Origin of the sequence: Thalassotalea euphylliae (assembly GCF_003390395.1) — a bacterium.
GTDB lineage: Bacteria > Pseudomonadota > Gammaproteobacteria > Enterobacterales > Alteromonadaceae > Thalassotalea_F > Thalassotalea_F euphylliae_C.
Genome location: NZ_QUOV01000001.1, coordinates 1415426 through 1438727 on the forward strand (window position 1 = coordinate 1415426; position 23302 = coordinate 1438727).

Annotated in this window: 20 protein-coding genes; 11 read left to right on the forward strand and 9 right to left on the reverse strand. The window is 43.2% G+C overall.

What is annotated here, in order from left to right; all coding sequences use genetic code 11:
• Window positions 1-340 precede the first annotated feature (340 nt).
• The gene (locus DXX92_RS06300) at window positions 341-1024 is read left to right on the forward strand and encodes a hypothetical protein (RefSeq protein WP_115999682.1); all 684 of its coding nucleotides are present in this window, start codon (window positions 341-343) and stop codon (window positions 1022-1024) included.
• A 48-nt stretch (window positions 1025-1072) separates the two neighbouring features.
• Here the strand turns inward: DXX92_RS06300 and DXX92_RS06305 are convergent, their stop codons facing one another.
• On the reverse strand, window positions 1073-2032 hold the full coding sequence (locus DXX92_RS06305; RefSeq protein ID WP_115999683.1) for an alpha/beta fold hydrolase: 960 nt from the start codon (window positions 2030-2032) through the stop codon (window positions 1073-1075).
• Window positions 2033-2332: 300 nt separating this feature from the next.
• On the opposite strand from DXX92_RS06305, the gene DXX92_RS06310 reads away from it, so the two are divergent.
• Window positions 2333-3223: an alpha/beta fold hydrolase gene (locus DXX92_RS06310; RefSeq protein WP_115999684.1), complete on the forward strand. Its 891-nt coding sequence runs from the start codon at window positions 2333-2335 to the stop codon at window positions 3221-3223.
• A 193-nt stretch (window positions 3224-3416) separates the two neighbouring features.
• Here the strand turns inward: DXX92_RS06310 and DXX92_RS06315 are convergent, their stop codons facing one another.
• The 7 genes from DXX92_RS06315 to DXX92_RS06345 form a co-directional block, all read right to left on the reverse strand.
• Complete coding sequence (locus DXX92_RS06315; protein WP_115999685.1) at window positions 3417-4805, reverse strand: DUF1501 domain-containing protein; 1389 nt, start codon at window positions 4803-4805, stop codon at window positions 3417-3419.
• Window positions 4806-4829: 24 nt separating this feature from the next.
• A complete protein-coding gene (locus tag DXX92_RS06320) occupies window positions 4830-6758 on the reverse strand; it encodes a DUF1800 domain-containing protein (RefSeq protein ID WP_115999686.1) in 1929 nt (642 codons plus the stop codon).
• Window positions 6759-7045: 287 nt separating this feature from the next.
• Window positions 7046-8467 carry a sensor histidine kinase gene (locus DXX92_RS06325; RefSeq protein ID WP_115999687.1) on the reverse strand — a complete coding sequence of 474 codons (1422 nt, stop codon included), beginning with the start codon at window positions 8465-8467 and terminating at the stop codon, window positions 7046-7048.
• Window positions 8468-8518: 51 nt separating this feature from the next.
• Window positions 8519-9196 carry a response regulator transcription factor gene (locus tag DXX92_RS06330; protein ID WP_115999688.1) on the reverse strand — a complete coding sequence of 226 codons (678 nt, stop codon included), beginning with the start codon at window positions 9194-9196 and terminating at the stop codon, window positions 8519-8521.
• Window positions 9197-9807: 611 nt separating this feature from the next.
• Window positions 9808-10521, reverse strand: coding sequence for a pirin family protein (locus DXX92_RS06335; protein ID WP_115999689.1), 714 nt, complete (start codon window positions 10519-10521; stop codon window positions 9808-9810).
• 20 nt (window positions 10522-10541) lie between these two features.
• Complete coding sequence (locus tag DXX92_RS06340; protein ID WP_115999690.1) at window positions 10542-11507, reverse strand: glutathione S-transferase family protein; 966 nt, start codon at window positions 11505-11507, stop codon at window positions 10542-10544.
• Between the two features lie 120 nt (window positions 11508-11627).
• Window positions 11628-12074, reverse strand: a complete 447-nt coding sequence (locus DXX92_RS06345; protein ID WP_115999691.1) for a DoxX family protein — start codon at window positions 12072-12074, stop codon at window positions 11628-11630.
• A 182-nt stretch (window positions 12075-12256) separates the two neighbouring features.
• On the opposite strand from DXX92_RS06345, the gene DXX92_RS06350 reads away from it, so the two are divergent.
• The 5 genes from DXX92_RS06350 (at window position 12257) to DXX92_RS06370 (ending at window position 19115) form a co-directional block, all read left to right on the forward strand.
• Window positions 12257-13150 carry a LysR substrate-binding domain-containing protein gene (locus tag DXX92_RS06350; protein ID WP_115999692.1) on the forward strand — a complete coding sequence of 298 codons (894 nt, stop codon included), beginning with the start codon at window positions 12257-12259 and terminating at the stop codon, window positions 13148-13150.
• Window positions 13151-13819: 669 nt separating this feature from the next.
• The gene (locus DXX92_RS06355; protein WP_115999693.1) at window positions 13820-16192 is read left to right on the forward strand and encodes a TonB-dependent receptor; all 2373 of its coding nucleotides are present in this window, start codon (window positions 13820-13822) and stop codon (window positions 16190-16192) included.
• Window positions 16193-16409: 217 nt separating this feature from the next.
• On the forward strand, window positions 16410-17777 hold the full coding sequence (locus tag DXX92_RS06360) for a leucyl aminopeptidase family protein (RefSeq protein WP_115999694.1): 1368 nt from the start codon (window positions 16410-16412) through the stop codon (window positions 17775-17777).
• 130 nt (window positions 17778-17907) lie between these two features.
• Complete coding sequence (locus DXX92_RS06365) at window positions 17908-18219, forward strand: putative quinol monooxygenase (protein ID WP_115999695.1); 312 nt, start codon at window positions 17908-17910, stop codon at window positions 18217-18219.
• A 71-nt stretch (window positions 18220-18290) separates the two neighbouring features.
• On the forward strand, window positions 18291-19115 hold the full coding sequence (locus DXX92_RS06370; protein ID WP_115999696.1) for an SDR family oxidoreductase: 825 nt from the start codon (window positions 18291-18293) through the stop codon (window positions 19113-19115).
• A 10-nt stretch (window positions 19116-19125) separates the two neighbouring features.
• Here DXX92_RS06370 and DXX92_RS06375 read toward each other — a convergent pair whose 3' ends face one another.
• Complete coding sequence (locus DXX92_RS06375) at window positions 19126-20484, reverse strand: serine hydrolase domain-containing protein (RefSeq protein WP_245961412.1); 1359 nt, start codon at window positions 20482-20484, stop codon at window positions 19126-19128.
• A gap of 215 nt (window positions 20485-20699) precedes the next feature.
• On the opposite strand from DXX92_RS06375, the gene DXX92_RS06380 reads away from it, so the two are divergent.
• The 4 genes from DXX92_RS06380 (at window position 20700) to DXX92_RS06395 (ending at window position 23274) form a co-directional block, all read left to right on the forward strand.
• Entirely contained in the window at window positions 20700-20942 is a 243-nt protein-coding gene (locus DXX92_RS06380) for a hypothetical protein (protein ID WP_115999697.1), read from the forward strand.
• 69 nt (window positions 20943-21011) lie between these two features.
• Window positions 21012-21305 (forward strand): putative quinol monooxygenase, encoded by a 294-nt coding sequence (locus tag DXX92_RS06385; protein ID WP_115999698.1) that lies wholly within the window; start codon window positions 21012-21014, stop codon window positions 21303-21305.
• Window positions 21306-21334: 29 nt separating this feature from the next.
• The gene (locus tag DXX92_RS06390) at window positions 21335-22087 is read left to right on the forward strand and encodes a sporulation protein (RefSeq protein WP_115999699.1); all 753 of its coding nucleotides are present in this window, start codon (window positions 21335-21337) and stop codon (window positions 22085-22087) included.
• Window positions 22088-22740: 653 nt separating this feature from the next.
• Window positions 22741-23274 (forward strand): SRPBCC family protein, encoded by a 534-nt coding sequence (locus DXX92_RS06395; protein WP_115999700.1) that lies wholly within the window; start codon window positions 22741-22743, stop codon window positions 23272-23274.
• Window positions 23275-23302: the final 28 nt, after the last annotated feature.

A 23302-nucleotide genomic window follows, 5' to 3' on the forward strand; every position in this document is an offset into this window, starting at 1 on the left:
GAACCCCCTCAACACAAAGCAAAGGGGCAGCGTCTGTTTGAATTTTCTACTGTGTTGGCACTTATTTATGGAGAATAACTACACTACACAAGTGCCGCCTAGTATAAAACCCAAACAGACTGCTGCAAAAACAACCCTGAAAGGTCAACACGCCCTAATAGTAAAATGCAGAGAGCAACAAAAAATATTAGGAGTATTTAAACCTTTCTTAAATTCACCGCATCTAAGATGTATTAAACAAACGCACTGAACTCTGCGAGCGTCAGCTGCAAAGCTCGAATTAGTAGCTCGAATAGGTAGCTCGGATCAGTGGCCCGAATAGTAAGAAAAGGAAAACACAATGAATAAAATAGTCTCTATTACTGCGTTGACGGTGGCGCTTTTATCGGCAACAAATGCGGTTGCAGGATGGAACAATGATTATGAATATGTTGAGACTAAGCGCTTAACAATGGATGCGTCAGCACTTGAACACTTTGAAATAGACGCAGGTGCTGGCAGCCTCATTGTCATCGGTGATGAGGTGGATGATATCAATGTGTCAGCGGAAATTTACCAAGTGGACGCTGGTGAGGAATATTGTTTGTCGCTAGATTATGCAAATGGCGATAAACAGCGCGCCCAGCTGGCTGCAAATAATTGTCGCAGTGATACCCGTATAGATGTCACTGTTACTTTACCCGCACAGCTAGTTACCGAGATAAAAGACGGCTCAGGTCGTATGGTTATCGACAATGCGAGTGTGAGCAAGATAGAAGACGGTTCGGGCAGTATTAAAACAACAAACAATCACACCGCTTTAGCCATTGAGGATGGTTCAGGCTCTATTGATATTGAACTTATCGACGGTGATGTGCGCATTAACGATGGCTCCGGCAGTATCCATGTATCCGATGTAACAGGGCAAGTGACGGTTAGAGATGGTTCAGGCAGTATCAATGTAAACAACGCTACGAGCTTTAATTTGCTCAGCGACGGCTCTGGCAGCGTTAATTTGTCTAATGTTAATGCAAAACGCATGTAGGTTCGATTGAAAACAGCGAATTTAATGGCAGGTGATAGGTATACTGCGCTAGTTTGCTTGAGCCTGCTTTTTCTTGGCCTTTTGTCGCGCCTTTTTTTGTAATTTTTCTTGTGACTTTTCTTGGGCTTTTAGGGCGTGCTTTGTGATCCATTTGGCGAGTTTAGGCATCAAGGGCACAGGAAAGTCATGCCCTAAGCCATAAACAACTTTCAGTTTCGCTTTGGGGATATCTTTGGCGGTTTCTATTCCTGCACTTAATGGAATGACGGGATCAGCACTGCCATGAATAACTAGCGTTGGCACTTTTATTTTCTGTGCAAGTTTACGGCGATCACCGCTTGCGGTTATTGCCGCGAGTTGGCGCTTAAAGCCTCCGGGATTATAGCCTCTTTCAATATTCTTCTTTGCTTGTGCTCGCAGCTCCTGCTCTTTTGCAGGGTATTTAGGGCTGCCAATTAATCGATTCATTTTCATGTGATATTGGATCACTGCTTCACGAGCATTTGGTTGTGGTCTTTTGGCAAGTTTTAAAAAGACGCTCATATTAGTAGAAGAAATTTTCGGGCTTGAACTAGACGACATAATTGATGTTAAGCTTAACACCCGCTTTTTATGCTGCGCTGCTAAGATTTGTCCAATCATCCCGCCCATAGAGGCGCCCACTAAGTGCGCTTTCTTAATTTTTAAGGATGACATTAATGCCAATACGTCACCCGCCATATCCTCGAGTAAATAGGGCACTTTCAAACGAGAGGGAAAGCGAGTACTCAACCAGCTTTTCACTAAGCTAGGATCGCCAAATTCATCAAGTTGACTGGATTGGCCAACATCACGATTATCAAAACGGATAACCCGAAAACCTTTATCAACCAAGCCAAAATACAATTCGTCTGGCCACACTGTCATTTGTGCTCCCAAGCCCATGATCAAAATAATCGCTGGTGCGGCTTTATCGCCTCTATCTTGATAACTTAGTTTGATGCCATGGCTGGTAATAACAGACTGCATTGATGATAAATCTATTCGCAAAATGAAATGAACGAACCGCCATTAATCGCAATAAAATTAGATGCTCTTTTAATCTACGATTCGTTGGCAGAACTATTTTGCAAATTGTGAATCTTAATTATGAAATCATCATGACAATTGGTTACACTGTATACAATTAATACAAAACAATGCACTCAATAATACTTTTATTCGCTTTTCTATTGATGCTCTAAAGTTTAATTCAAACTAGCCATTGCGAATAATCAAGCAGGAGTTGCATACGTTCAGTATCACAGCAGTACAGCGAAAGGATGCGATATGGATACATTATCAGCCTGGCAAGCAGCGGGCGAGCTGGTTAAATTAAATGGACAAAATATATTTGTTCGCCAAGGGGGATTAAAACATGGGCAAGTATTGGTGCTTATTCATGGTTATCCCAGTGCTAGTTGGGATTGGCAGCCCATTTGGAACAAACTAGGACAGCACTTTCGCCTGATCACCTTAGACATGTTAGGTTTTGGTTTTTCCGACAAACCAATTGGTGTTGATTATCTCATTCGTGAACAAGCGAGCTTGTTCACTAGCTTGTTAAAAAAACTTGATGTGACTGATTACCATATACTGGCTCATGACTATGGTGACACGGTTGCTCAAGAGTTGTTGGCTCGCCAACTTGAACCAATTGCCGACCCTAAAATTCTTAGTTGTTGCTTACTTAATGGTGGTTTGTTTCCAGAATCACATCGTCCTGTACTGTTGCAAAAACTATTGCTGTCGCCACTGGGAAGGGTAGTAACCCTATTCACTACTAAATCAGCGTTAAAACGCAATTTCCATAAGATCTTTGGTAAAAATACGCCACCTAGTGAAGAGGTGATTGATGGCTTATGGCAATTGCTGATGCACAATAATGGCCGAAGAATAATGCCTAAGTTGATTCACTATATTGTTCAGCGCAAACAAAATCGCGAGCGTTGGGTGGGCGCATTAACCAATGCTCAAGTTCCGCTAAAATATATTTGTGGCATGACTGACCCGATTTCAGGGGCGCATATGGCTGCTAGATTTGATGAGTTAATCGCTGACGCCGATGTGTGTGAGTTAAACGATATTGGGCACTATCCACAGTTAGAAGCGCCCAAACAAGTACTAGATGCTTTTTTTGATTTTCATCATGGGCAAGCACCTCACGAAAAGCCTGCTTAACCTTCTTCAATGTGTTTGATTGATTAATTGGAGGGGTAAAAACCTTCAGATGATTTTCAGCTAGAGATTTTATACAGGGGCAATGAATACTTGGGCATCGTGGTAAGCATTATGGAAGTCAATGGGGCTAAATTTGCTCTAGCCCCATATACATTTTATGACTAGCAGCTAACTATAGTTGCTAGTATAGTTGCTAGGCCAACTCGGTTTTAAACAGGGTTGGCCGTTCAGCAAAGTTTGTTAGGTTTGGAAATACGGTCGCAAGCTCTGCTTCACTAAGGCCCAGCCAAGCGCCGAAATTAGCGACATACTGTTCAACTGAGGTTGTTGGAATCAAGCGCCCACTGCCAGCATCAAACTGATGATTGAAACTCGCTGGCGGTATATCACCAAACACATGGCCACCGTTTACTGCACCACCAACAACAAAATGATGTGCTCCCCAGCCATGATCGGTGCCATCACCATTAACAGCTAGCGTTCTACCAAAATCAGACGCGGTGAACAAAGTGACTTTATCTGCCAAATTTAACGCTGAAATATTTTGATAAAAGCCAAGTATTGCGTCATCTAGCATTTGTTGAAGCTGAGGTAGGCTTTGTGCTTGACCTGAATGAGTATCAAATCCTCCTATGGCTACTATAAAGAGCTGGCGCTTGCTTTGCAGCTGACTGCGAGCATTAATGGTTTTTGCAACTGTACCAAGCTGACGACCCAATCTCGTGTTTGGCATGGTAAGATTACTACTGCTAGTGGAGTTTAGCGCTTGGCTGTAAAGCTTATTAGCTTGATATGCTTGATTTATTTTTCCAGCCAAGTCTCGCTGAATTATCGCGCCTTGACTGGTGTTTTGACCACTAAAGTGTGAAAGCAATTGAGCTTGCAGAGCGCCGCTAGTTTCATCAAGTATATCTAGGCTAACGGCGCTATCACCTTGTACATGAAATGGCGTCGTTTGTTCACCAGTGAGCAGTAACTCCGTTTCCGAAGTTGTAATTGCTGAGAAGGTGTTCACAGACTGTTGACCTGACTGAATGAGCGCATCATTTAATTGACCAGCCCAACCTAATTGTGCTCCCTCAGTAGTGCCCGACATCCACGTTGACTGCTGATCATTATGAGAGAACAAACGGGCTGGCAACCGAGCTGTATCGTTATTGAAACTTGTTGCTGACGTTACTTCAACTAAAGGACCAACATTGCCAACAACCGCCATATGACCTTGTTGATACAATTGCTGTAATCCTTTCATTTCGGGCGGCAAAGCAAAAGTGCGCTCACCAAAGCGACTTGCCGAGCTAGTAATAGGTAGCAGGTTCTCTCTTGTTCTAGGTATTTTATAGTTGCTTAGCATAGATGAACGAATTTGTGACCACTGGCTATAACCTTCAGTGTCATAGGGGATGATGGTGTCATGATTGTCCATGCCGCCATATAGAAACACGCACACCAGCGCTTTATAGTCTTCTTCAGCAGCTTGCGCATTTCGGCTATTTAGCAGTGCACCTAGACCAGCCATTGAAGCCGTCATTGCTGCGCTAGCAGATAGGGAGCTTGCTTTTAAAAAGTTACGTCTGTTCATTTTGAGATTCCTTACTGCGTCACGTTACTGTTGGTATAGATAGTCGGTTGAGGTCATTACCATCAGAATTGCAATATGTACAATGTCGATATCATCGTAGTCACTATCTTTCATGGTCTCTATCGTACTGATAATGTGCTGACGAGTGTCTGTGGATAAACTGCCGGCGGTAAGCAGAGTATCCAAGTGATTTAGTAGTGCGGCAGCATCAGATGTTAGCGCGAGTTCAGCTTCATAGGTAACGCGAAAGCTATTTCGAATTTCATCTTCGCTTACTTGCCTACCTAGCTCCGCTAATTCAGCGACAATTTCTTTAAAGTCAGCATCTTGCTGCTGGCCAGTAATAAAGTAGGTGATAAAGTTGATATAGCCCGGGATAGCGCTGGCATTGGTAATTTGCAATTCCGGTGATACCAGCCCCTGGCTGGCGGATTCGCTGCCTGGCGCTTTATAACCAGGTCGGAAAAAGTTAAACACTGAGGGCGAACGATAAGGGTGTTGCGCTAAGGCGCTACTTGCACTGGTATCCCATAGCAACAGTTGGTATTGAGGAGTAATATTTTTGACATTAAATGCTCGCGCCCAATGGGTAAAGCGCAATATTGGCTCTCTGATTTTTCCATTGGTAGAGGAGGGCGTTGCACGTGCTTCTGAGTAAAATAAAATGGCAGCTAATGTTGCTTGTAAATCACCGCGCTGACCAGCACCAATTACAGCCCCGTCTGGCAGTTGATAGCTGCCCGTATTAAATGCACTGGACACGTGCTCAACATATGCTGGCGTTGGATTTGAACTCACTAAGCGTTGAATTAATTGCTTACTGACAAAAGGAGCTAGGTTAGGGTGAGTAAAAATATGATCTAACGCTAAATCAATAGACGATTGCAGCGCTGTATTAGCGGGAATCGTATAGCCTAAAAATGACTTTTCTTTGCTTGAATGTGACTCGGCATACCCTTGCATAGGGGCACTAAACGCTAGGCCAATAGATTCTTCCACTAGCGTTTCGTTTAAGTTAAGCCCAGTGAAAACTCGTGCTAATCCGGTAATGTCTTGATTGGTGTAGGTTTCAATAGGCTGTTCGTTATCGTCTAATTTAACGGTGCCATCTAGATTTAATTCAACAACGCCTAGGGTAAAAAGCTGAATTAGCTCGCGTGCATAGTTTTCATCAGGCATTCGTCCAGTTGCTTCATCCCCTTTTTCACTGCCCAAATAGGTTAAGTAATATCCCATGGCAGGAGAATAAGTTACCGCTTCTAATAGCTCTCGGTAATTACCAAACGCCTGCTGAATAAGAATATCTTGGTAGCTAGCAACGGCTTCTGGCACATCGGTAAGCACTTCACCGCCGCCATTTGATACAACTAAAATTTCAGAAAGGGCAAAAGCCATACGCTGGCGCAATTGATCGGCTGCCATAATGCTATTTTGCCAAAAGCCAAAGCTCGTCGCTTCTATGTAAAATAGATTGAAGTCATCTTCTTCGTCTTCTGGGCGGTAGCCTTCTACTGTTGGTAGCACTAAAGATGGTGAAAGGCTTATTTGTTGTTTAAACCATTCAGAGGCACTTGTATTAACAAGTTGTGTCAGTTGTTCGGGCGTTGCACCAAATGTTGCTTGCCCTAGAAAACGTGCCGTGCTGTTGGTGCTTGAAAAAACATCATCAGCAGTGTTTGCGCTGATTACAGTGGTATCTGAATCGCTGCCTGTTGACGGCTCTGAACCAGAATTAGCGCTATTGTCTCCAGAAGAGTCACTGTCATTGTCATTGCTATTGTCTGGCTGTGTTGTGGGGGGAGTATTGATTGAGCTATTGATGCCGCTAACATCACTTTCATCACCTGTATTCTCGCTGCCAGAAGAGCCGCCACAGCCGGCAATGGTCATTGCAATGCTTAGCATCACCGCGATGCCAGCTTTTTGCCCAATGTAGATAAATCTTTGTCTCATTCTACTACTCCTTCACCGTTAGGCGTTTAACACAAAGCTTCAAATCCAGTGTAGGACTTTTTATTGAGCAAGTGTTATACAAAGCAACGATTGCAAGCATACAAATTTGTATGCTTGGTGGAGCAAGCACGAGAAATCACCATACCGCGTAGAAATTACGCGGCAATAAAAAAATTGGGCTTTGATCGATTTACTTTATGTGCGGATAACTAGGAGGCGGATAGCAATTGTTTATAGCATTATCAGCGTTGGAACTGGTGAAATAGCTGCTATTGCGTCAATTGCTATTAGTGCGAGATAGGAATAACAATATTAAATACTGCGCCAGTTACTCCAGCTTGTTTAGGCAGTATGCTAATTGGCGCATCGTGCAGATTAACAATGGCTTTAACAATGCTGAGCCCTAGGCCATTGCCGGGCTTATTTCGGCTAATATCGCCGCGATAGAAGCGACTGAAAACACGTTCTTGATCACTCGTGCTAATACCTGGCCCTGAATCTCCTACTTGCAATAATACGCCTGAAGTATGGTGTTGTAATCTAATCCAAACTTTGGCGTTTGCTTCACTGTATTCAAGCGCATTTTCCAGTAAGTTGTTCAGCATTTGATTTAACAAGTCTTTGTCACCAGAGCAATAAACATCATCAACGACCGAAATGTCGAGCGTGCGCCCTGAATCAGAAAACAAGGGTTCATAGTTTTCTGCCATTTCTTGAATGAGTGTGGATAAATTTAATCGGCTAAAACTCTGTTTGCGCTGGCCAGACTCAATCTCACTTAAACGAACAATACTGGTAAACGTCGAAATAACAACATTAACTTGTTCGATGCATTGCTCCAAATGCTCGGCGGTCATGCGAGGGTCATCGATGTCTTGCTGCATCAACTGCAAGCGGTTAGCGACTCGCGATAGAGGAGTTTTTAAATCGTGTGCAATGCCGACTGACATAGTTTCAATGTCTTGATGCATTGCGGACATTTTTGCAATCAGCTGATTAATGCTAAAACGAACGTGACTGATAGGCTCTGACGCCATTTTGCTTGCCGAACCTTTCATAGTTAACGGAGCCAGTTTTGAGGCCGTGATTAGCTGTTCAATTTCTGTCGTTAATTGCAAAGTCGTTGCTATTTGTCGCTTTGCGATTAAAAGACCGAATAGGCTAAAAAGCAACGGGATGGTTAGCCATAACCATAGCGCAAGGTGCGTAAACTCATGCCAAGCTTCTTCAGTTATCCATGAAGTGATACGGGATAAGCCGACTTGGAATTGTTCTCCGACAGCAAAGTGGTGGCTGATGATGTCAACAGTTTCTTCTTCTAGTTCGAAACTTAGTCGTTGCCAAGGTATGTTAAAGTCGCCCCCAAGCGCAGCACCTGCGATTAGCTGACCGCGTTTATTGAGGACAGAAAATACCAGTTCATTTTCGCTGAAGTGTTCACGAGTCTCCTCAATGTTCCAAGGATGCAGTCGTTCAAGGCCAAACTCTTCACGCACACCCATGGCGCCGTCTTCGTGGTAAATATCTAAAATTTCTTGTTTAAATTCAAGTAACTCTTCTTTGAGCATTTGTTGCTCGTGCTCAACAAACCACAACGCACGAATACCCAGCGCAAGGGTTAAGACAAGTGCAGCAAGTACGCCGAATACAAGCGCGTAAAGAAATAGGGGGCTACGCAAAAATGTTAGTTGTTCATTGTACTTTGTCATTCGCCATCAATGCTTGTATTTATTGGTAAAGATCTTTTCAGTGACACTAAGTTAATGGTCATCATTAATTAAATAACCGCTGCCACGTACTGTTTTTATCAGATCATACGCAAAAGGTTTATCCAGTTTCGTGCGTAATCGACTAACATGGGTTTGCACTATGCTAGTTTTGGGATCAAAACTAAATCCCCACACATTTTCTAGTAGCATCGTTTTTGTGATTAACTGGTCCGTATTGAGCAGCAGATATTCCAGAATTTGATATTCTCGCGGCAGCAACGTGATTGTTTGTCCGGCGCGAGTCACTTTTCTCGTTGTGCGATCAACAATTAAATCTCCTAGCTGCAACTGTTGATTAACTGGCTGCAATGGTTGTCGCCGTGCTAGTGCTTTTAGTCTGGCGTGTAACTCACTAAAGGCAAAAGGTTTAACTAGGTAGTCGTCTGCACCCGCTTCAAGCCCTGCGACTCGCTCGTTTGTTTCTGCTAATGCGGTTAACACGATAATGGGAGTGAGTAATTTGCTTTGTCGTAACACGCGAATTGCATCTACGCCATCCATATCGGGTAGTAATCGATCAAAGATGATGACGTCAAAATCTCCCGTTGTCGCTGAAATAATGCCGCCTTTACCTGTGGTTTCATGATGTGTAAATTCGCCCGACTGACTTAAGCCTCGTACGATAAAGTCGGCTGTATCAATATCATCTTCGACAAGTAATACTCTCATTATTCAAGCTTTTATAACTTAATGCTGAACAACATAGTAACGCAATTAGTGACGAGAGATTAATACAATTTTGTATGGTTTAGACGTGAGTGTATTTGAGGGATAAAAAGGCTGTTCACCATTTATCAAAATGATGTTACTAGGCTATTAAAGAGTGTCAATTAGCAGAAGCTAGTAAAAAAGTACGCAGCTTAGCTGCTAGAGTAACTGCTACATTAGCTCACCTGTGATAATTGTCGTTTACCTTACACACTCTAGTTGTTGTAACTATGTCACAATGTTGATGACGTGCTTAATTAACTGTTTTTTATTTCGTTGTATATTTTAAAAGACTTCAGTCGCTTTGTTTGTCATTGGTAAAATAAATTACAGGTAATGTTCTGTGATAATGTTGCAAAAATATTGTTGAGTTTTTTCGATATATAAATTACTGTTACAACATAACAGCTTTGAAGGGTTGTTATGTTTGAAGTTTTGTTGTTTTTATAAACAGCTAGTTTGAAGATGCAGTGCTTTCATCATTTATTGATTTTAGTACTTAGGCGAACTCCAAGTGGGTTCGCCTTTTTTATGCCTGTTTCAAAATTAAGTTGAAGGTACTATTACTCTCGCTAGTGCACAGGTGCGTCAATAATAATTAGCTCGGCATCTGAATGCGCTTCAATAACGATTTGTTGCTGGCGTGTTACCTCTGCGCCATCGCCTTTTGCCAAGGTTATACGATTGATGCCATCAATAATATCGACACTACCGGATGAGGCGAGAATATAGGCCTGATGGGTAATTTCATGTTCAAGCTCAGTGCCTTTGGCAAGCTTGCCACCAAATATTCTGGCTTCTTGATGAATAAATAACGCCTTGTCTTTGTCTTCTTTAAAGCCCGAAACAAGTAAAGGTAAGTTATCGCTGTTCACCTTTTGCGACAAGCGCTTGCTGTCCCAGCGTGGCTTAACATTATGTTGATTTGGCTCGATCCAGATTTGATAAAGGGTCAGTGGCTCTTTGCTCAAATTATATTCTGAATGCACGATACCAGTGCCGGCGCTCATCACTTGTACTTCACCGGCTGGCGTGATGCCTTTATTGCCAACGCTGTCTTGATGGGTGATAGCACCAGAGCGAATAAAGCTAATAATTTCCATATTTTTGTGTGGGTGAGGGGGGAAACCCGTCCCCGCGGCAACCCAGTCGTCATTAATCACTCGTAAGGTGCCAAAGCCCATGCGTTTTGGGTTGTAATAATGAGCAAAACTAAAGTGATGATTTGCTTTTAACCAACCGTGATCTGCTTTGCCAAGCTGCTGATAGGGAATATGTTTAATCATAGAAACTCCTCTTAACTGCTTTACGCACTTATTTGCGTGCGATCATGTGGTGCATCAAAATCTAGCACTGGACCAGCAGGGACGACTAACGTTGGGTTAATAGTGCGATGGCTGGCGTAGTAGTGCACTTTTATATGATCAAAATCCACTGTACTGGCGACATTCGCCACTTGGTAGAGTTCGCGCACATAGTTGCTGATATGGTGAAACTCGCTAAGTTTATTGCGATTACACTTAAAGTGGCCGTGATACACAGCGTCAAAGCGGATCAATGTGGTAAATAAGCGCCAATCGGCTTCGGTTAACCTTTCACCGACTAAATAGCGATTATTGGCTAAGTGCTGCTCAAGCCAGTCTAGGTTTGCAAATAGCTTAAAATACGCTTCTTCATAAGCTGCTTGGGTGGTGGCAAAACCGGCGCGATAAACCCCATTATTGATTGCATCATAAACGCGGTCATTTATTTCATTGATGCGCGATTGTAACGTATCTGGATAGTAATTATTCTGGTTTCCGGTCAGCGAATTAAAGGCGGTATTAAAGATACGGATAATTTCGCTCGACTCATTGTTGACTATTGTCTGCGTTTTTTTATCCCACAGCACAGGTACCGTCACCCGGCCTTCATAGTCAGACGCGGCTTTTAAATACACTTGATAAAGGTAGTCAAAGCCGTGCAGAGGATCAGCCGTTTGACTGCCTTGTTCGCCAAATTCCCAGCCGTTTTCCAGCATTTCGGCTTCGACGACACTGACACTGATAATATCTTGTAAGCCTTTTAACTCGCGAAAAATCAGGGTGCGATGTGCCCACGGACAAGCCAGTGATACATAAAGGTGATAACGTCCTGCTTCTGGTTGATAAAGTGCATCAGGTGCGTCGCTAATTTGGTGGCGAAAACGGCTTTCTTGACGCTCAAACGAGCCTTTGCTGTTTTTTGTGTCGTACCATTTGTCGTGCCATTTACCTTTGACTAATAAGCCCATGTTCTTGCTCCCGCTGTTAATTTTTGTTCGGTATGTTTAAATGCGCGCCATGATGATAAACATAGCCAAATGGCGCGCGTTATATTGATAATTACAATTAATAGGTCATTGCTGCTATAGCTACTTAATGCGGTTTGCTACTAAGTTATCTAGCGCGAAGCGGCCACCACCTTGGAAAACCAGTGCCACACTGATAGCTAATAACGACAGACCAAATTCGTAGCCGTTGTTGCTCATAAATAGGCCGTTTTGAAAGTGCACACTGAAAATAGCCACCACCATAGTAAACGCTAGTGCTAATGCAGCAGGGCGAGTTAGTAAGCCGACAATGAGTAGCAGGCCGCCAAAAAATTCCGCGCTACCTGCCATCAGTGCCATTAAGTAGCCTGGCGCTAAGCCGATTGACTCCATCCATTGACCAGTGCCATCAAGGCCATAACCACCAAACCAAGCGAAAAGCTTTTGTGCGCCATGGGCTGCAAAGATAATGCCGGCGATCAGGCGCAGTGGTAATGTTGAAATATTTTGCTGTGATGTGAATAAGTTTTTGATTGTTGCTGTGTTCATTAGTTAATCCTCAGTATTCGTTTAAAGTCTGTTATTTGCTCGTTAAGGAGTGGTTTACATCTGCTCTCCTTAAGCGTTGAGGGTATTCTACGAGCTTAAATTGGATGGAATAACCGGCATTATTTGACTAATATGTTCAAATAATTTGAATAATCGATGACTGCCTAATCAAAGGAGCAAAAATGTACAAAAGCCCGATCACGCTAGAAGCCTTGCTAGTACTAGATGCCATTGATAATCGTGGCAGCTTTGCAGCTGCGGCAGAGCAGCTCAACAAAGTGCCATCGGCACTGTCTTATATCGTACAAAAGCTTGAAGAACAGCTGTCCATTACCTTGTTTGTCCGTCAAGGCCGCCGCGCTGTGCTGACGCCCGCAGGCCGACATTTGCTAGCAGAAGGGCGAAAAGTGCTTGGCGCGGTCAGTAAAATTAGCGAGCAGGCGCAAACCATCGCACATGGCTGGGAGCCGAAAATTCGTATCGGTATTGACTCTATTTTAGATTGCCAACCTCTGATGAATACCTTGGCTAGCTTTTTGGCTGATTACCCCAATATTGAGGTCGATATAAGTGAGCATGTGATGAATGGCACATGGGAAGCGTTGCAAGAAGATAAGGTCGACGTAGTGATTGGGGCGCCTTCGCCTGCGCCAAATTATCAAGGTATTCGAACAGTTTCGCTAGGCAGCTTATCGCAGGTGTTAGTGGCAGCACCAGATCATCCTATTGCGCGTTTACCTCAGCCTGTTAGTAACACAGATATTGAAGATTTTCGTACTGTGATTGTGCATGATTCTGCTCGTAATGCGATTCCATGGACCAGTAATGTAATTGAGCAAAGCCAACATTTTTACGTTACCAGCGTTCATCAAAAAATAGCTGCCATTAAAGCGGGTTTAGGGGTTGGATTTTTGCCACAAGCAAGAATTGCTGGGCTCGTCAGCCAGAAAGCGTTAGTGATTATTCCCTCGGAAAATGCACCCGTTGAGGCCGATTGTTATTTAGCATGGAAATTGGTCAACAAAGGTAAGGGACTACAGGCACTTACAAGCAAAATCATTGACTCAAATGGCTAGCAGTGTTCGAGCTTCAAATGTTTGCTTTGGTGCTGCTGCTCGCGTCATCACATTCTCATATTGGCTGCAAGCGCACGCTAAATTAAGTCGCTATTAGAGTCTAAAAACACATTTTATACGTTCTCTTGTTCGCTGTTATCTAATTTTTGTGAATCTTAATTTACAAATATATATCAATGACTTAGAAAGATAAAAATAAGTAAATAATAATTGCAAGGTGAATTTTTTTCATTTATATCTATCGAGCGCTCAACATTAGAACCTTAGCTCTAATCATTAAAATCAACACAATAAAAACAATAACAAGTCGATGGCGTATTGACTTTTCAGGGGGAGTAGTTACTCGCTCTACTTCAAGATGCGTGATTTCAGCGCGTCACAGGGACTTAAGCTCAAGGCGCAACAAGCAGGAATGGTTACTCCCTTTCAATTTGTTGCAACGCAGAGATTAGGTTCCTGTGACGCGCCTTCATTGCTTTTTGACAGAGAAAGGTTGGTTTAAAAACGATTTATGCAGTGTTATTGATTTTAACAAGGGAGCGGCCATTCTTTGCAATCAATGCCTTGCCTAAATCGTTTTTAATTCCAACTGAAACTCGCACTTTGAAGTAGAGCGAGTAACACGTCTGAAAGGTGTTAGTTAGTAACCTTTGAAGGAAGAAGTAAAACATGTATAAAAAAGCCAAGTTGCCTGCGCTGATCAGCGCGGTCTTAGGGACGTTGGCCTCTCCAGTGTATGCACAGCAAAACGACAGCGACGAAGTTGAAAAAATCGTTGTAACCGCCACCAAACGTGCTGCCAGTATTAAAGAAGTTCCATTCTCTGTTAACGCGCAAACCCAAGCGGATATTGAACGTGCTGGTGCGACTAATCTCGAAGAGCTTTCGCGTAATGTTGCGGGTCTTACTATTCAAAACTTAGGGCCAGGGCAAAGCCAAGTGGCGCTTCGTGGTGTCTCTGCCGGTCAGATTGTTCGTGACCAACCCGGTGTAAAAGAGCAGGTCGGGGTTTACCTTGATGAAAGCGTGATTTCTTTATCACTATTTACCCCTGATATCGATTTATACGACTTAAACCGCGTTGAAACCCTGCGCGGTCCGCAAGGTACACTATTTGGCTCAGGCTCAATTGGCGGCACCGTGCGTTACATTACCAACCAACCAGAATTAGATACTTTTGAAGGCTCATTTGAAGGTAATGTTAATAAACTAACAGACGGTGAAGCCGGCGGTCACCTTAAAGGTATGGTCAATGTGCCGCTTGTCGACGATACCTTAGCGCTGCGCGCTGTTGCTTATTCAACTGAATATGCAGGTTTTATTGATGCTTTCACACCTGATGGCAAAGACGATGATGTGAACAGTGGTAACCGCACCGGTGGTCGTATCGCACTTAAATGGCAGCCACTAGATAACCTGACGATCACACCTCGTGTGATCTTCCAAAGCATTGAAACCGATGGCTTTAATCGTCAGGAAGCGTTTAATCTTTACGCTAACCCGTTTACCACAACGCGCCCCGCGATTGATTTTAACGAGCGTGAACAGTTTTTATTGCTAGATGAAAGCTTTGAAGACGATACCACGATTGTTGATTTAACCGCCGAACTGAATTTAGATACCTTTGATGCGATCTTTGTTTATAGCTACACCGATCGCGAAATTTTAGTCAGTCGCGATGCCAGTGCGCTAACCGGTAGCATCAGTATTGATTTAGGCTTTCCTGAAGAAGCTTTTGTTTTACCGTCGAACTTACAAGATCGCACGGATATCGAGCAAGATACCTTTGAGTTAAGGTTTAGCTCAAACACTGACAGCGCTTTTCAGTGGTTAGTTGGTGCATTTTATTCAGACACTCAACGTGAATACGGCCAGTTTTTACCAACGCCAGGTTACGATGCCTTTACTGACCAAGCACTAGGTGCAGGTGTTGCTGCGGCGACAGCCAATGGTTTCCCAAGTGATTCACCTTACAATGCCGTATTGCCTTATGACTTAGAGCAAGTGGCTGTTTTTGCAGAAGTAAACTATGACGTAAGCGATCGCTTAGTACTAACCGCAGGCACGCGTTTCCACGATTATGAAGAAACTCGACGCTTTACTACAGGTGGTGTGTTCTCCAATGGCGATGATCAAGTCGACTCAACCGAGTCAGACGGTTTCACTTCAAGATTAATTGCAAACTACACCTTAAACGAAACGGTAAACTTGAACGCGCAAATATCACAAGGTTTCCGTTTAGGTGGTGTTAACGACCCACTTAACCGCAGCTTGTGTGATCCGCAAGATTTAGCCGTGTTTGGTGATTTCCAATCTTATGACGACGAAGAGCTAGTCAACTATGAAGTTGGCGCGAAAGCACAAACGCAAAAGTGGAGCGCCAATGTTGCTGTGTTCTACACCGACATTGATAACCTACAAGTCACCTTAGATGCCGGCTCATGTTCATCGCGTATCTCATTTAATGTACCTGAAGCACACACTGCAGGTGTTGAATTTGAAGTAACGCGCCAAGCAACTGAGCAGTTATACCTAACGCTATCGGGCTCAGTGTTAGAAGCTGAGTTTGATTCGACAGTACTTAACTCAGCGGGTGAAGTATTAGGCGGCGTGCAGGACGGCAACCGCCTTGCTTCTGTACCTGAGGTGCAATTCTCAATCGCCGGTACTTACGACTTAGCTAAGCCGCTATTTGGCTCTGAATACACTTATGTTTCTGCGTCATTACAGTATGTTGGCGATAGAATTACTCAGCCGAGCGATCAAGTAGCTGGCGCCGGTAACTTTGTGTCTGGCCTAGCATTTGGCGGCGCAACAGGTACTGAAGTAACTGAGTTAGACCTTGAGCTTGATGATTACCAAGTATTAAATGTTAGCTCTGGCTTAATCTATGAAGACTGGGAGTTAGTGGCCTACATTAACAACCTAACCGATGAAAATGCCAACCTTGCGCTTGATCGTGAGCGTGGTGGCCGTGCTCGTTTAGGATTTAGTACCAACCAACCGCGTACTTTTGGTGTAACCTTTAGAAAATCGTTTTAATCTAAAGTCGTTTTAAATGCCAAAAAAGGGAGCGAGTAAGTCGCTCCCTTTTTTTTAAACGCAGTAATTTTCATTACTTAAATCATTGAATCTACTTTCTCGGTAGAAGAGAAAATATTCAACTACTCGTTTATTCATCATCAACCGTTTACCTCTGCCTGCAATTTGTTTAACGTTGCACTAATTTTTATAAAGAACATCTAATTAGAGAATTCTTATGTCACAACTTATTAACGCTGAAAGCACGGGCATTCCACTATACGTGCTGACTATTGATGCATATGACACATGGCTGGCTAAACAAACCGCAGCAACGCAAACTTGGCTTGCAACTACAGGCTATCAGGGCAAAGGTGTAGCCACTATCCCAAATGAGTCGGGTAGCTTAGCGGCTGCCGTTGTGGTAGTAAACGATGCCAGCGAATACTTTGCTTGTGGCGATTTGGTCAATAAGCTACCTGCTGGTCAGTATTTATTGGAAACGGAAGAAGCTAATGAATCAGCGGTTGCCTTTGGTTGGTGTGTCGGTGGCTATCGCTTCGACCGCTATGTTACCAATGATAAAAATGCGAAAACACTGCCTGTTTTAGCCGTTGGTAAGCAGGCATTAGTCGATGAAGCCATCAAGCTAAGTGAAGCCACAGCGTTAGTACGTGATTTAGTCAATACGCCAGCAGCCGATATGATGCCGCAGCATTTAGCACAAACGTGTCAGGCGTTAGCAGAAGAATTCGGTGCCAGCTTTAGTGAAGTTGTTGGTGACGAGTTATTGACAGAGAACTACCCAACCATTCATGCGGTTGGTCGAGCTAGTTGTCATGCGCCGCGCCTATTAGATTTACGTTGGGGCAACAGTGATGCCCCGAAAGTGACCTTAGTGGGTAAAGGTGTATGTTTCGATAGCGGTGGTTTAGACGTAAAACCAGCCTCAGGTATGCGCTTAATGAAGAAAGACATGGGGGGCGCAGCTCATGTCCTCGGCTTAGCGCGGATGATTATGGCATTTGGTTTGAATGTGCAATTGCGGGTGATGATCCCCGCAGTTGAAAATGCTATTGCCGGTAATGCTTTTCGACCGGGCGATGTGATCACCACCCGCACTGGCTTAAATGTAGAGATTGATAATACCGATGCGGAAGGGCGTTTAGTGTTATGTGACGCATTAGCCGATGCAGCAGATGAAAAGCCTGAGCTGATTATCGACTTTGCCACCTTAACAGGTGCGATGCGTGTCGCCTTAGGTACAGAGTTACCAGGCTTTTTTGCGACAAAAGATGAAACGGCAAACGGTATTAGCCAAGCAGGTGAAGGCGTGCAAGACCCAGTATGGCGTATGCCGCTGCACCAAGCTTATCGCGATATGCTAAAAAGTGATATTGCCGATTTGACCAACTGTGCCAATGGCCCATTTGGCGGCGCGATTACCGCAGCGCTTTATCTTCAAGAGTTTTTACCGAAAGAGACTGACTGGTGTCATTTCGATGTAATGGCCTACAACGTACGTGCCTTGCCGGGCCGACCAAAAGGTGGTGAAGCCTTTGGTATTCGCGCGGTATTTGGTTACTTACAATCACGTTTTAGTTAATTTTAGTTTAGCTGTTAACTAAGTAAAAATCGTAAGAAAAAGCAGCAAGTTATAAAGCGATAGGCTAACATAAGCCTGTCGCTTTTTTATTCTATCCAACAATTTTAATTGGTATCAAAGGAACTAGGCTATGCCACTTTCACAAGGCTCTAAGCCACTAACGGTGATTGCTCATATATACGCCCAGCCAGATCATATCGAGCTGGTGAAATCTGAGTTAAAGAAATTGATCAAACCAACATTGGCGGAAGACGGCTGCCTGCGATACGACTTGCATCAAGGCAATGAAAATGCCGCGCACTTTATGTTCTATGAAACATGGCAAGATAGAGCAAGCTGGCAAGCACATATGGAGGCTGAAGCGCTGCAAGCTTATTTAAAAGCGGTGGATGGCGCGATTGCTTCATTTACCATATCAGAGATGACGCAAGTAGTGATCTAAGGTTGCCCGCGATACTTATTTAGGTTTTTGGCTTTTACCTGCCGACTTTTAAACGCTTAATTTGGAATAATATGACTAAATCGATTCTGATCACCGGCTGTTCGTCCGGTATTGGCTTACATGCGGCATTAACGCTAGATGCTCGTGGCTATCAAGTATTTGCGGCCGTGCGTAACCCTGAAGATATAGCGGTGCTAAAAGCAAAAGGGCTCAACGCTTTCCACCTTGATTATACCGATACAGACTCGATATCTAGCACTTTGGCGGCGATTTTGGCGATTACTGGCGGCACGCTAGATTATGTGTTTAACAATGGCGCATTTGGTCAACCGGGGGCATTAGAAGATTTGCCTACTGAGGCATTAAAAGCGCAATTTGATGCCAATGTTTTTGGTTGGCATGAACTGACTAAACAAGTCTTACCGATAATGCGTGCGCAGGGACATGGTCGTATTATTCAATGTAGCTCAGTGCTTGGCTTTGTTTCGATGCCTTATCGTGGTGCTTACAACGCGTCAAAATATGCATTGGAAGGGCTAACCGACACCTTGCGCCTTGAACTGCTTGATACTGATATTAAAGTGATATTGATTGAACCGGGGCCGATTAATACTGCATTTCGCGCCAACGCGCTAAAAGCTTTTAAGGCCAATATTAATATTGAAAACAGCATTCACCGCGCTAGCTATGAACAGCAGCTAGAGCGTTTGGCGGCAGAAGAGTCCAATGCAAAATTTGCCTTAGAACCGATTGCCGTGACTAAAGCGCTGATTCATTCGCTAGAAAGTAAGCGCCCGAAAATACGCTATCGCGTGACTTTCCCAACCTATTTGTTTGCTTACCTAAAGCGCCTACTGCCAACGCGTTGGCTGGATAGCATTTTGGCTAAAGGCTAAAGGCTAAAAGCTAAAAGTGATTGGCAAATGCTTTGCCTTCATACCTTTTAGCTTGGTTGTTCGATTCTGTAGTTTGAGCGAAATTCTTGGCCTGCTGGGGTACAGCAATATTATCTGCACTTGCCCAAAAGTCGCTGGAAATTTTATTGATCGCGTTAGATTCAGCGTTTATTAAAATCGCAAAGCCGACACCTAAGTCAGGTGAGTAGCCAATATCGGCGCGGAAACCTTCAACCCAGCCGGAATGATAAATAATCGGGTAATCATCAAATTGATAAACACGCCAGCCATAACCATAGTGGGCATCTTTAAGATGCGAGCGCCAATGTCGACGCTTCAAGTCTTTGCGAGTGCGAATACGTGGCGTGGTCAAATCCGCCAACAATGCCGGTGAAAGCACTTCTGGTTTGTGGCCTAGGTTGGCAATTAACCAGTTAGCCAAATCGGTGATACTGGCATTTACGCCAGCGGCAGGCTCAACTTTGTAGTAATCAGGTGAAACATAAACTTCACGCCACACATAACGCCTAATGGCATTGCCTTGCTTATCTTTTTTACCGGTTTTAATACGTTTGCGTAAAATATGAGGCTTCGCGGTATTGCTGTTATTGCGATACACCCCAATACCAACGCTGGCGTTGGCCATATTTAGCGGCTTAAACACTTTTTCTTCGAGCAGCTCGGCATAGCTCTTTTCTTGGCTAGCTTCGATGGCCGGTTGCAAAAAACCATAGGCAATATTCTGATAGCCATAGCACTTTTCTGGTTCACATATGGGGTCAAGGCGATTAAAACGGCCTATCACCTTGTCCATGCTCCACTTTTCATGGAGTAGGTTATCGTAAGTATTTGGCATTAAGCCGCTGGTATGGCTGAGAATGTGTTTGAGCTTTATCTTTTCTGCTTTCCCCGTGGTTTTTAATTGAAAATGGGGAACATATTTAGTGATCGGGTCGTTCAGCGATAGCTTTTGTTCATGTGCCAACATAGTGGTGAGTGTTGCCGCAAAAGGTTTCGACACTGACGCTAATCGAAACACCGTACTGTAATTCACTTTTTTGCTTTTTTCTTTGTTGATATGACCAAAGGTTTCAATTGCTGCGATACGGTCGCCGCGGACAATGGCATAAGCACCGCCAGGAATACTGTATTTATTGAGCGTATGCCTAACTTTTCTTGCTAATGTGTTGTTAAAGCTAGTGATTGACTGCGTTTTTACTCGTTGCTTCGAACTTGCCTCGTTTGCTTGAGCATAGCCATTTAGCATCAAGCCTAGCGATAGCGCGCCTAGCCATTGTATTGGGCTTTTTCGGTTAACACCTGAAAGCTTAGCAATAGGGCGACGACAAGATGAGTGAATTAAAGACAACAAACGAAACTCAGCGAATGATTAACAAAGCCGCTCATTCTAACGGCAAGTCAACCAAATAAAAAGCTACACATTAAGATGTCTTTATTGTGGTTAATTTATTTTACAATTTCAGCCATTGAAAAATAACTAAGCCCCCTTATACAGTTAACTAGGTAAAGAAATAACTAGGTATAGAAATAACTAGCCAAAAGAAATATCAGGCTGGAAAGATTATGGAAGAAGCACTAGCACCAATCGGTCGATTTATTATGAGTCTTGTTCGCTACTTTGTGGTTGAGCTTATTGTTGATCGCATTTTATACGGGGTAGGCTTTAGTGTGTTAAAACTGGTGAGTTTAGGCACATATCCAAGAAGCCCAGTATCTCGGCAAATGAAAAACCATTGCCTGTTTGCAGGCGTTGCCACCTTTACTATTGCCATCGTTCTAATTGCTGTTTTTAATGGTTTCAGCTAACACAGCCATTCGTATACTAATCAAAGCGTTAACTGTCATAACAACAACATCAAAAAGGTACTACCCCCCATGTCCAAGGTAATCTTACAAGGCTATATTGAAGTGCCTTTAAGTGAATTGAGCCTAGTTAAAGAAGCGCTTGAACGACATATCGAACTGACCAGAGCTGAACCTGGCTGCATAGTATTTAATATCGAGCCCGCGCAACAATATGCGAACCGGTTTAATGTGTATGAAGAGTTTGTTGATCAAGCGGCGTTCGAGCAACATCAAGTCCGAGTAAAACAGCCCCATTGGGGGAAGATAAGCCAAAATGTTGCAAGGCACTATCAAATTTCAGATTTAAGTGAAGTGAGCGATTAACACGCTCGAGTCAAATTAAGGAATTAATCATGTTAAAAAAACTATTAGCCAGTGTTGGTATTGGTAAAGCAAAAGTCGATGCAATTTTATTGTCAGATACAATGCGCGCTGGCGATGACTTCGATGTTGAAGTAGTCATTACTGGTGGTGAAGTGGCGCAAGAGCTAAACGGGCTAGAACTTGCGGTGATGGCACAGGCTAAAGCCGAAGCGGATGTTGGTGATGAAGAAGTAACTTACAATAAAAGCATCGTGCTGCAGCATTGGCATCAAGAGCTCAATATTACAGTTGCACCGGGTGAAGTCATTACCCGTCAGTTTACTTTAACTTTGCACCCAGAAACACCGGCGACCGAACTGTTTGGCCAACATGTTTCCAAAGTTTGGCTGCAAACCGGCTTAGACATTAAAAATGGACTGGACGGCTCAGATAAAGACAGCTTGTTTATTCACCCTTCAGCCACTCAATTAGCAGTATTAGAGTTAGTGGAACAAAGCGGCTACTCATTATTCAAAATTGATATTGAAGCGGGGCAAGTGCGTGGCCATGGTTTTGCATCTCACTTACCTTGCTACCAAGAGTACGAGTTTAAGCCGCAAAGTCGTTCATTGTTCGGCGCTAAAGAGCTGGAAGTGACCTTTGTCGATAATGGCAGTGAAACGGGCGTATTAATTGAAATTGACCGCGCATTTTTAGGCGATGGCTACCGCAGTGTTTCTATTCCCAATCATTGCACAACAGTAAGTGCCGTTCGCCCCTATGTTGAGCGACTGCTAGCTTAAATACACTTAACTCTATCGAGTTTAATCTAACCGTTACTAGTAAAAAAAGTAATAGTAAAAACTAATAGTAAAAAAGCGCGTTAGCTTGATGCAACGCGCTTTTTTACTGCTGTTAAATAGGTGGCTTTTAGAGTGCTGTAGATAGGAAAGTTCAGCCACTAAACGGGAAGTTTTTAAAGGATTTACAGTAATTGGTAAAAGAATAAAAAAATGTGAAAGTATTTTCACAAATGCTAGGTCAATAGTATCAGTACCAAGCGAACAGACGTTTTACGCAAATTAAACGCGAGCGATTGTTAGCGAAGTGTTTTTGAATGAATTTTTTCTCCCAATACCCCAGTGCGTTTTATCTTTTTCGCACTTCCTTTGTGCTTCAAGGATGAAGCCTATTTTTTTACTGATAAATAACCGCCTTTCTGTTTATTTCTAAGTGCATTGAGCTTGCTTAAATTTGCAAAATGAATACTGCTCAACCAAACTGCTAAAACAATGTTGGCTTTATACGTTAGATCTTGCTGAATTTTAGATTGCTAGGTTGGCTAGGCGAAAGTGTTCTTTAAATAACAAGTGCTTACTGTTAAGAAGCAAAGCTAACTAGATTCAGCATATATCAAGCCAAAACAATTCTAATATTGAAACGGGATGTTCTAATCATGTTAAAAAAGCTCATTTTAATTATTGGCGCTATTATCGCATTGCCATTAATCGTTGCCTTATTCCTACCCAATAGCTACGAAGTAGAGCGACAAGTCATCATTAACAAGCCCAAAGCAGAAGTGTTTGATTACGTAAAGTATTTAAAAAATCAAAATATTTACAGTAAGTGGGCGCAAATTGATCCCAACATGGTAAAAACCTTTCGTGGCGACGATGCACAAGTTGGCTTTGTTTCTCGCTGGGAGTCAGAGCACCCAGATGTCGGCACTGGTGAGCAAGAAATTATTGCTATCCAAGAAGGGGAAAAAATTGACTATGAACTTAGGTTTATCAAGCCCTTTGAGGCGACTTCTCCTGCTTATATGACCACCGAAGCGGTGAGCAGCTCAGAAACTCAAGTTAGCTGGGGCTTTCAAGGGCATTTAAATTATCCGATGAATCTCATGTTTTTATTTATCGATTTTAAACAAGTGATTGGTGATGACCTGCAGTTTGGTCTCAATAACTTGAAAATGATTTTAGAGAGCTAAAATGTTCTTTAGATTACGTAAACACGTA